This window comes from Kitasatospora sp. NPDC096147, from assembly GCF_044763225.1.
Lineage (GTDB): Bacteria > Actinomycetota > Actinomycetes > Streptomycetales > Streptomycetaceae > Kitasatospora.
On the sequence record NZ_JBIWFX010000020.1, the window covers coordinates 99,839 to 108,766 of the forward strand.

General features: G+C 71.1%; 5 protein-coding genes and 1 pseudogene. 2 read left to right on the top strand and 4 right to left on the bottom strand.

Annotated features, from left to right (window positions below; all coding sequences use genetic code 11):
• Positions 1 to 6 precede the first annotated feature (6 nt).
• Genes aspS through ACIRBX_RS35690 form a run of 3 tightly spaced genes read right to left on the bottom strand, consistent with a single transcriptional unit; the run spans position 7 to position 3,790 of the window.
• Positions 7 to 1,809, bottom strand: a complete 1,803-nt coding sequence (gene aspS / locus ACIRBX_RS35680; protein WP_402303956.1) for an aspartate--tRNA ligase — start codon at positions 1,807 to 1,809, stop codon at positions 7 to 9.
• Entirely contained in the window at positions 1,806 to 3,071 is a 1,266-nt protein-coding gene (gene hisS, locus ACIRBX_RS35685) for a histidine--tRNA ligase (protein WP_402303958.1), read from the bottom strand. Before hisS ends, aspS begins: the two co-directional genes overlap by 4 nt.
• 11 nt (positions 3,072 to 3,082) lie before the next feature.
• Complete coding sequence (locus ACIRBX_RS35690) at positions 3,083 to 3,790, bottom strand: MBL fold metallo-hydrolase (RefSeq protein ID WP_402303960.1); 708 nt, start codon at positions 3,788 to 3,790, stop codon at positions 3,083 to 3,085.
• A gap of 256 nt (positions 3,791 to 4,046) precedes the next feature.
• On the opposite strand from ACIRBX_RS35690, the gene ACIRBX_RS35695 reads away from it, so the two are divergent.
• Together ACIRBX_RS35695 and ACIRBX_RS35700 are read left to right on the top strand one after the other, a co-directional pair.
• On the top strand, positions 4,047 to 4,850 hold the full coding sequence (locus ACIRBX_RS35695; RefSeq protein ID WP_402303962.1) for a peptidylprolyl isomerase: 804 nt from the start codon (positions 4,047 to 4,049) through the stop codon (positions 4,848 to 4,850).
• Positions 4,851 to 5,101: 251 nt separating this feature from the next.
• Positions 5,102 to 6,331 (top strand): DUF349 domain-containing protein, encoded by a 1,230-nt coding sequence (locus ACIRBX_RS35700; protein WP_402303963.1) that lies wholly within the window; start codon positions 5,102 to 5,104, stop codon positions 6,329 to 6,331.
• A gap of 76 nt (positions 6,332 to 6,407) precedes the next feature.
• On the opposite strand, the pseudogene ACIRBX_RS35705 reads toward ACIRBX_RS35700, so the two are convergent.
• Positions 6,408 to 8,699: pseudogene (locus ACIRBX_RS35705) on the bottom strand (RelA/SpoT family protein); the annotation flags it as partial.
• Positions 8,700 to 8,928: the final 229 nt, after the last annotated feature.

The window sequence follows — 8,928 nt, forward strand, 5'->3', positions numbered from 1 at the left end:
GCCTCGTCAGGACTCCTTCGGGGCCTCCGACTTGGCGGCGGCCGCGGCGGCGACCTCGGACTTCGGCTTGGCGTCGACACCGGCCTCCCGGCGCTGGGCCGGGGTGATCGGGGTCGGGGCGCCGGTCAGCGGGTCACCGCCGGTCGAGGTCTTCGGGAAGGCGATGACGTCACGGATGGTGTCGTACCCACCGAGCAGGGTGACGATACGGTCCAGGCCGAAGGCGACACCACCGTGCGGCGGCGGGCCGTAGTTGAAGGCGTCCAGCAGGAAGCCGAACTGCGACTGGGCCTCCTCCTCGCTGAGGCCGATCGCGTCGAACGCGCGCTTCTGCACGTCCCGCTGGTGGATACGGATCGAACCGCCGCCCAGCTCCGAGCCGTTGAGCACCAGGTCGTAGGCGTTGGAGAGCGCCGAGCCCGGGTCGGTGTCGAAGGTGGCCAGCGACTCGGCGGTCGGCGCGGTGAAGGGGTGGTGCACCGCGTGCCAGCCCTGGAACTCGCCCTTGTCGTCCTCGATCGGCTCGAACATCGGGAAGTCGACCACCCAGAGGAAGGCCCACTGCGACTCGTCGATCAGCTCGCAGCGGCGGCCGATCTCCAGCCGGGCCGCGCCGAGCAGCTCCTGCGAGGCGGTCTTCTTGCCGGCCGCGAAGAACACCGCGTCGCCCGGCTTGGCGCCGGCCGCGGCGGCCAGACCGGCCAGGTGCTCCTCGGACAGGTTCTTGGCCACCGGGCCGCGCAGCTCGCCGGTCTCGGCGTCCACCAGCACGTAGGCCAGGCCGCGGGCGCCGCGCGCCTTGGCCCAGTCCTGCCAGGCGTCCAGCTGCTTGCGCGGCTGGGAGGCGCCACCGGGCATCACCACGGCGCCGACGTACGGGGCCTGGAAGACCCGGAACTCGGTGCCCGCGAAGTACTCGGTGAGGTCGGTGAGCTCCTGGCCGAAGCGGACGTCCGGCTTGTCCGAGCCGTAGCGGTTCATCGCGTCGGCGTAGGTCATCCGGGGCAGCGGGTTCGGGAGCTCGTAGCCGTGCACCTCGGACCAGATCCGGGAGACGACCTTCTCGCCGAGGGCCAGGATGTCCTCCTGGTCGACGAACGAGGCCTCGATGTCCAGCTGGGTGAACTCCGGCTGGCGGTCGGCGCGGAAGTCCTCGTCCCGGAAGCAGCGGGCGATCTGGTAGTACCGCTCCATGCCGGCCACCATCAGCAGCTGCTTGAAGAGCTGCGGCGACTGCGGCAGGGCGTACCAGTGACCCGGCTGGAGCCGGACGGGCACCAGGAAGTCGCGGGCGCCCTCCGGGGTGGAGCGGGTCAGGTACGGGGTCTCGATGTCGAGGAAGTCGTTCTCCTCCATCACCGTGCGGATGATGTGGTTGACCTTCGAGCGCAGCCGCAGCGCGCGGGCCGGGCCCTCGCGGCGCAGGTCCAGGTAGCGGTAGCGGAGGCGGACCTCCTCGTTGACCGTGCCGGGCTCGTACTCGGCGACCTGGAACGGCAGCGCGGCGGCCTCGGAGAGCACCTCCAGGGCGCCGACCACGACCTCGATCCCGCCGGTCGGGATCTCCGGGTTCTCGTTGCCCTCCGGGCGGACCCGGACCTCACCGACCACCTTGACGCAGTACTCGGAGCGCAGGTCCCCGATCGCCTCCAGGTCGCGGGCCACGATCTGCACGGTGCCGGAGGCGTCGCGGAGGTCGATGAAGGCCACACCGCCGTGGTCGCGGCGGCGGGCGACCCAGCCGGCCAGGGTGACGGTGGTGCCGGCGTGCTCCGCGCGGAGCGTGCCCGCGTCATGCGTGCGGATCACAGCTGCTTCTCCTTCAGGGTGGTGACGAGTGCTTCGAGGGCGACGGGGGTCTGCTCGCCCGAGGTCATGTCCTTCAACTGGACGACGCCCTCGGCGAGATCGCGGTCCCCGGCGACCAGGGCGAAGCGGGCGCCGCTACGGTCGGCGGACTTCATGGCGTTCTTGATGCTCTTCACACCGAAGGCGAGGTCGGTGGCGACGCCCGCCCGGCGCAGCTCGACGACCTTGCCGAACAGCACGGCCTTGGCCTCCTCGCCGAGCGCCACGGCGTACACCTCGGTGGTCACCGGCAGGTCGAGGGTCAGGCCCTCGGCCTCCAGCGCCAGGTAGGTGCGGTCGACGCCGAGGCCCCAGCCGACGGACGGCAGGGCCGGGCCGCCGAGCATCTCGGAGAGGCCGTCGTACCGGCCGCCGCCGCCGATCGCGGACTGCGCGCCGAGGCCGGAGTGCACGAACTCGAAGGTGGTGCGGGTGTAGTAGTCCAGGCCGCGGACCAGCTTGGGGTCCTGGACGTACGCGACGCCGGCTGCGGTCAGCAGCGCGCGGACCTGCTCGTCGTAGGACGTGCAGTCCTCGCACAGGTAGTCGCGGAGCATCGGCGCACCGGTCAGCTGGGCCTGCACGGACTCGCGCTTGTCGTCGAGCACCCGGAGCGGGTTGATCTCGGCGCGGCGGCGGGTCTCCTCGTCCAGGTCGAGCCCGGACAGGAAGTCCACCAGCGCGGCGCGGTAGACCGGGCGGCACTGCTTGTCGCCGAGCGAGTTGATCAGCAGCTCGTAGTTGCTCAGCCCGAGCGCCTTGAAGGCGTCGTCGGCCAGGATGATCAGCTCGGCGTCCAGCGCCGGGTCCTCGGCCCCGATCGCCTCGGCGCCGATCTGCGAGAACTGGCGGTAGCGGCCCTTCTGGGCCCGCTCGTAGCGGTAGAAGTTGCCGGAGTACCAGAGCTTGACCGGCAGGTTGCCCAGCTTGTGCAGGTTGGCCTGGAGGGTGGCACGGACCACCGAGGCGGTGCCCTCGGGGCGCAGCCCGAGCTCGTCGCCGCCCTTGGTGGTGAGGGTGTACATCTCCTTGGAGACGATGTCGGTCGACTCGCCGACGCCCCGGGAGAACAGCTTGATGTCCTCGAAGACCGGGGTCTCGACGTAGCCGTAGCCGGCCCGGCGCAGCGGCGCGCTCAACTGCTCGCGGATCGCCAGGTACTGGGCGGAGTTGGTGCCCGGCAGCAGGTCGTAGGTGCCCTTGGGGGCGGTGAAGGTGCTCAACTTCTCTTCCGTCACATTCCTCGTCGCGGGAAGGCCGGAGCGTCGTGCGCTCCCGCCGCCTGCCTGAGGTAGGGGTTCGTCGCGCGCTCACGACCGATGGTGGTCTGGCCGCCGTGGCCGGAGAGGACCACGGTGGAGTCGTCGAGGGGCAGGCACACCCGGGCCAGCGAGCGCATGATCGCCTCGCCGTCTCCCCCCGGGAGGTCGGTACGCCCTACCGAGCCGGCGAACAGCAGGTCACCCGAGAAGAGCACCGGCGGCACGTCTTCGGTCGAGGGCGTCCGGAAGGTCACCGACCCCTTGGTATGCCCGGGCGCATGATCGACCGTCAGCTGGAGCCCGGCCAGCTCCAGGAGCGCGCCGTCGGTCAACTCCCGGACGTCGTCCGGCTCGCCGACCGTGATCGAGCCCATGATCTGCTGCCCGAGCGCGCGGCCCAGGCCGCGCGCCGGGTCGGTCATCATGTAGCGGTCCTCGGGGTGGATCCAGGCGGGCACGTCGCGCGCGCCGCAGACCGGCACCACCGAGGCGATGTGGTCGATGTGCCCGTGGGTGAGCAGCACGGCGACGGGCTTCAGCCGGTGCTCCCGGATCAGGTCCTCGACCCCCTGCGCCGCCTCGTGCCCGGGGTCGACGATCACGCACTCCTCACCGGCAGCCGGTGCGACCAGGTAGCAATTGGTGCCCCAGGCTCCGGCGGGAAATCCGGCGACGAACAACGTGATTCCTCTCCATCGGGTTTCGGTCGGCAGGTGGTGCATGGACGTTTCCACGCGCAGCCTACCGGCGCGGCGCCACGGGTTCCTAACCGGTTCTCGCGAGTCCCCCCGGTGCCTCGACGGTGAAATCGTGACCCGCCGCTTTCACGGCTGATCTCGTACTTACACACGAGGTCCCTACACTTGGCCGCCAGTGGATGCGATGATCCGTTCCGGCATCCGAACCATGACGTCCATTCCTCAGGAGACACGCCCGGTGGTCACCAGCGAACAGCGGCGGCGGCAGCTCGCCCGCGAGAAGTACGAGCGCCAGGCGGAGCGTCGGGCCGAGGCCCAGAAGAAGGCCCGTCAGCGCAACGCGGTCATCGGCGGCTCGCTGGCCGTCGTGCTGATCGCGGCCGGCGGTGCCTGGGCCGGCGGCCTCTTCGACTCCGACCCGAAGAAGGAGCCCTCCGCGCAGGCCGCGCCCAGCGCCAAGCCGACGCCCACCCCGGTGGAGGTCAAGGGCTGCACCCCGCCGGCCGAGGGCAAGCCGAACGGCAAGCAGTGGCAGGCCGCGCCGGCCATGTCGATCGACACCAAGGCCGCCTACACCGCCACGCTGAAGACCAGCTGCGGTGACGTGACGGTCGCCCTCGACGCCGCCAAGGCACCGAAGACCGTCAACTCCTTCGCCTTCCTGTCGAACGAGCAGTTCTTCGACCACGTGACGTGCCACCGCCTCACCACCGACGGCATCTTCGTGCTCCAGTGCGGCGACCCGACCGGCACCGGCAGCGGCGGCCCGGGCTACAAGTTCGAGGACGAGAACCTCACCGGCGCCACCTACCCGGCCGGCACCCTGGCGATGGCCAACTCCGGCCCGAACACCAACGGCAGCCAGTTCTTCCTGGTCTACAAGGACACCCAGCTCGGCCCGAACTACACCCCGTTCGGGAAGATCACCGGTGGCCTGGACGTGCTCACCAACATCGCCGCCGGCGGTGCGCAGGGCGGCCTTCCCGACGGCCCGCCGAACGCGAACGTGGTGCTCAACTCGGTGACCACCGTCAAGTCCTGAGCCCCCCTCGGGTGCTGCCCCCGGCCACCGGGTGCGGCACCCGTACGAGGCACCCGGCCCGGATGACGGACAACGCCGGTGCTGGTCGCCTATCTTGCTTGTTGTATAGGGTGCCCTGACCGTCGGCCGTCACCCTCGGCACCGAGAACCACGACGGTCCGGACGGCGGACTCCATCGGTCCGCCGCACATCAACTGTGGACGACGTACCGCCCCCGGAAGGGGTGCGGCGTCATGTGGAGGAGGCGCGCCGTGAGCAGCGACCCGTGGGGCCGTGTCGACGAGCAGGGGACCGTCTACGTCAGGACGGCCGAGGGCGAGCGCGTCGTCGGCTCCTGGCAGGCGGGCTCCCCCGAGGAGGCCCTCGCCTACTTCGAGCGCAAGTACCAGGGCCTGTCGGCCGAGATCGGCCTGCTGGAGCACCGGGTCCGCAAGACCGACCTGGCCGCCAAGGACGCCCAGACCACCCTGGACCACCTGCGCGAGCAGGTCGCCGAGGCGCACGCGGTCGGCGACCTGGCGGCGCTCGGCCAGCGGCTGGAGACCCTGGCCGGGGAGATCGAGACCCGTCAGGGCGAGCGCAGGGCCGCCAAGGCCAAGGCCCAGGAGGAGACCCGGGCGGCCAAGGAGAAGCTGGTCACCGAGGCCGAGCAGCTCGCCGAGTCCACCCAGTGGCGGGAGGCCGGTGACCGGCTGCGCGCCCTGGTGGACAGCTGGAAGGCGCTGCCCCGGCTGGACCGCAAGAGCGACGACGAGCTGTGGCACCGCTTCTCGCACGCCCGCTCGGTGTTCTCCAAGCACCGCAAGGCGCACTTCGCCACCCTGGACGCCGAGCGCGACCAGGCCAAGGCGGTCAAGGAGCGCCTGGTCGCCGAGGCCGAGGCGCTCTCCAACTCCACCGACTGGGGCGACACCGCCGCCGCCTACCGGGACCTGATGGCCCGTTGGAAGGCGGCCGGCCGGGCCCAGCGGGACGCCGAGGAGGAGCTGTGGGCGCGCTTCCGGGGCGCCCAGGACGTGTTCTTCCAGGCGCGTTCGGCCACCTTCAGCGAGCGGGACGCCGAGCAGGGCGAGAACCAGAAGCTCAAGGAGGCCCTGCTGGTCGAGGCCGAGGCGATCCTGCCGATCACCGACCTGAAGGCCGCCAAGGCCGCGCTGCGCGAGGTCTCCGAGCGCTGGGAGGCGATCGGCCACGTCCCGCGCGACGCCAAGCCGCGCCTGGACGCCCGGCTGAACACGGTCGAGCGCGCGGTCCGCGAGGCCGAGGACGCCGAGTGGCAGCGCTCCAACCCGGAGGCCAAGGCCCGGGCCACCGGCATGACCACCCTGCTGCAGGCCGCCGTGGACAAGCTGCAGGCCGACCTGGACAAGGCCCGCGCGGCCGGCAACGCATCCAAGGTCACCAAGCTGGAGAACGAGCTGGCGGGCCGTCAGGCCCTGCTCGACCAGGCCCAGAAGAGCCTGGAGGAGTTCAGCGGCTGATCCCGCCGAACCGCGCACGACGGGAAGGGCCCCACCGCCGAGGCGGTGGGGCCCTTCCCGTCGCTCCGGCCGGCTGCTACCGGCGGGCCGAGGTGACCCGGTAGACGTCGTAGACGCCCTCCACGCCGCGCACCGCCTTGAGCACGTGCCCGAGGTGCTTCGGGTCGCCCATCTCGAAGGTGAAGCGGCTCATCGCCACCCGGTCCCGGGAGGTCTGCACCGCCGCCGACAGGATGTTGACGTGCTGGTCGGAGAGCACCCGGGTGACGTCCGAGAGCAGGCGGGAGCGGTCCAGCGCCTCCACCTGGATGGCCACCAGGAAGACCGAGGACTGGGTCGCGGCCCACTCGACCTCGATCATCCGCTCGGGCTGCTGGTTGAGCGCGTCCACGTTGACGCAGTCCGCCCGGTGCACCGAGACGCCGTTGCCCCGGGTGACGAAGCCGACGATCGGGTCGCCCGGCACCGGGGTGCAGCAGCGGGACAGCTTCACCCAGACGTCGTCCACGCCCTTGACGATGATCCCCGGGTCGCCCTTGGCCCGGCGCCGGGTGGCCCGGTTCTGATGGGCCGTCGGAGTGGCGGTCTCGGCCAGGTCGTCGGTCGCGCCCTCCTCGCCGCCGAGCGCCTGGACCAGCTTCTGGACGATGTTCTGCGCCGCGACGTGGCCCTCGCCGATCGCCGCGTAGAACGAGGAGATGTCCGGGTAGCGCATCTCGTGCGCCAGCGTCACCAGCGAGTCGCCGGTCAGGATCCGCTGGATCGGCAGGCCCTGCTTGCGCATCGCCCGGACGATCGCCTCCTTGCCCTGCTCGATCGCCTCCTCGCGGCGCTCCTTGGAGAACCAGGCCTTGATCTTGTTCCGGGCGCGCGGAGACTTGACGAAGCCGAGCCAGTCCCGGGACGGGCCGGCGTTCTCCGCCTTGGAGGTGAAGACCTCCACGGTGTCGCCGTTCTCCAGCGTCGACTCCAGCGGCACCAGCCGGCCGTTGACCCGTGCTCCTATGCAGCGGTACCCGACCTCGGTGTGCACCGCGAAGGCGAAGTCCACCGGGGTGGCCCCGGCCGGCAGCGCTATCACGTCACCCTTGGGGGTGAAGACGAAGGTCTCGTTGTTGGAGAGGTCGAAGCGCAGCGACTCCAGGAACTCGCTCGGGTCCTCGGTCTCCTTCTGCCAGTCCAGCAGCTGCCGCAGCCAGGCCATCTCGTTGACGGCCCCGGCCTTGTCGTCCTTGCGGACCTGGGTCGGCGTGTCGGTGCGCACCTTGGAGGCGCCGGCCACCGCGCGCTGCTTGTACTTCCAGTGCGCGGCGATGCCGTACTCGGCCCGCCGGTGCATGTCGAAGGTGCGGATCTGCAGCTCGACCGGCTTGCCGCCCGGACCGATCACCGTGGTGTGCAGCGACTGGTACATGTTGAACTTCGGCATCGCGATGTAGTCCTTGAACCGGCCGGGGACCGGGTTCCACCGCGCGTGGATGGTGCCGAGCGCCGCGTAGCAGTCGCGGACGGTGTCCACCAGGACCCGGATGCCGACCAGGTCGTAGATCTCGGCGAAGTCGCGGCCGCGCACGATCATCTTCTGGTAGACCGAGTAGTAGTGCTTCGGACGGCCCGTCACCTGCGCGGTGATCCGGGCGCTCCGCAGGTCGCCCTGGACCTGGTCGATCACGGTCGCCAGGTACTCGTCCCGCTTGGGCGCCCGCTCGGCCACCAGCCGGACGATCTCGTCGTACATCTTGGGGTAGAGGATCGCGAAGGCGAGGTCCTCCAGCTCCCACTTGATGGTGTTCATGCCCAGCCGGTGCGCCAGCGGGGCGTAGATCTCCAGCGTCTCGCGGGCCTTCTTCTCCTGCTTCTCCCGCTTGAGGTAGCGCATGGTCCGCATGTTGTGCAGCCGGTCGGCCAGCTTGATCACCAGGACCCGGGGGTCCTTGGCCATCGCGACCACCATCTTGCGGACCGTCTCGGCCTGCGCGGCCTCGCCGAACTTCACCCGGTCCAGCTTGGTGACGCCGTCCACCAGCAGGGCCACCGAGTCGCCGAAGTCCCGGCGCAGGGTCTCCAGGCCGTAGTCGGTGTCCTCGACGGTGTCGTGCAGCAGACCCGCCATCAGGGTGGGCGCGTCCATCCCGAGTTCGGCCAGGATGGTGGCCACCGCGAGCGGGTGGGTGATGTACGGGTCGCCGCTCTTGCGCTTCTGGCCGCGGTGCCACTTCTCGGCCACCGCGTAGGCGCGCTCGATGTCGCGCAGCAGCGCCGGGTCGGCCTTCGGGTCCTGCGCCCGGATGGTCCGGAACAGCGGCTCCAGCACCGGATTGAGCACGGTGGAGCGCTGACCGCCGAGGCGGGCGAGGCGGGCCCGCATGCCGCCGGTGGCCGATGGCTTGGGCGCGGCGGGCGCCGGGGGCACAACCTCGTCGGGCAAGGACGACTCCTCGTGGTGCGGTTGGGCTTTCATGGTACAGAGTGGTCAAACCCGGAGCGGGGGGGGGGGGGGGCGCCCCCCCGGGGGGGCGGGGGGCCCCCCCCGCCGGGGGGGGCCCCCCCCCCCCGCACCGGCCACCCCCCAGCGCCCGGGCCGCCGCGGGGGAGCC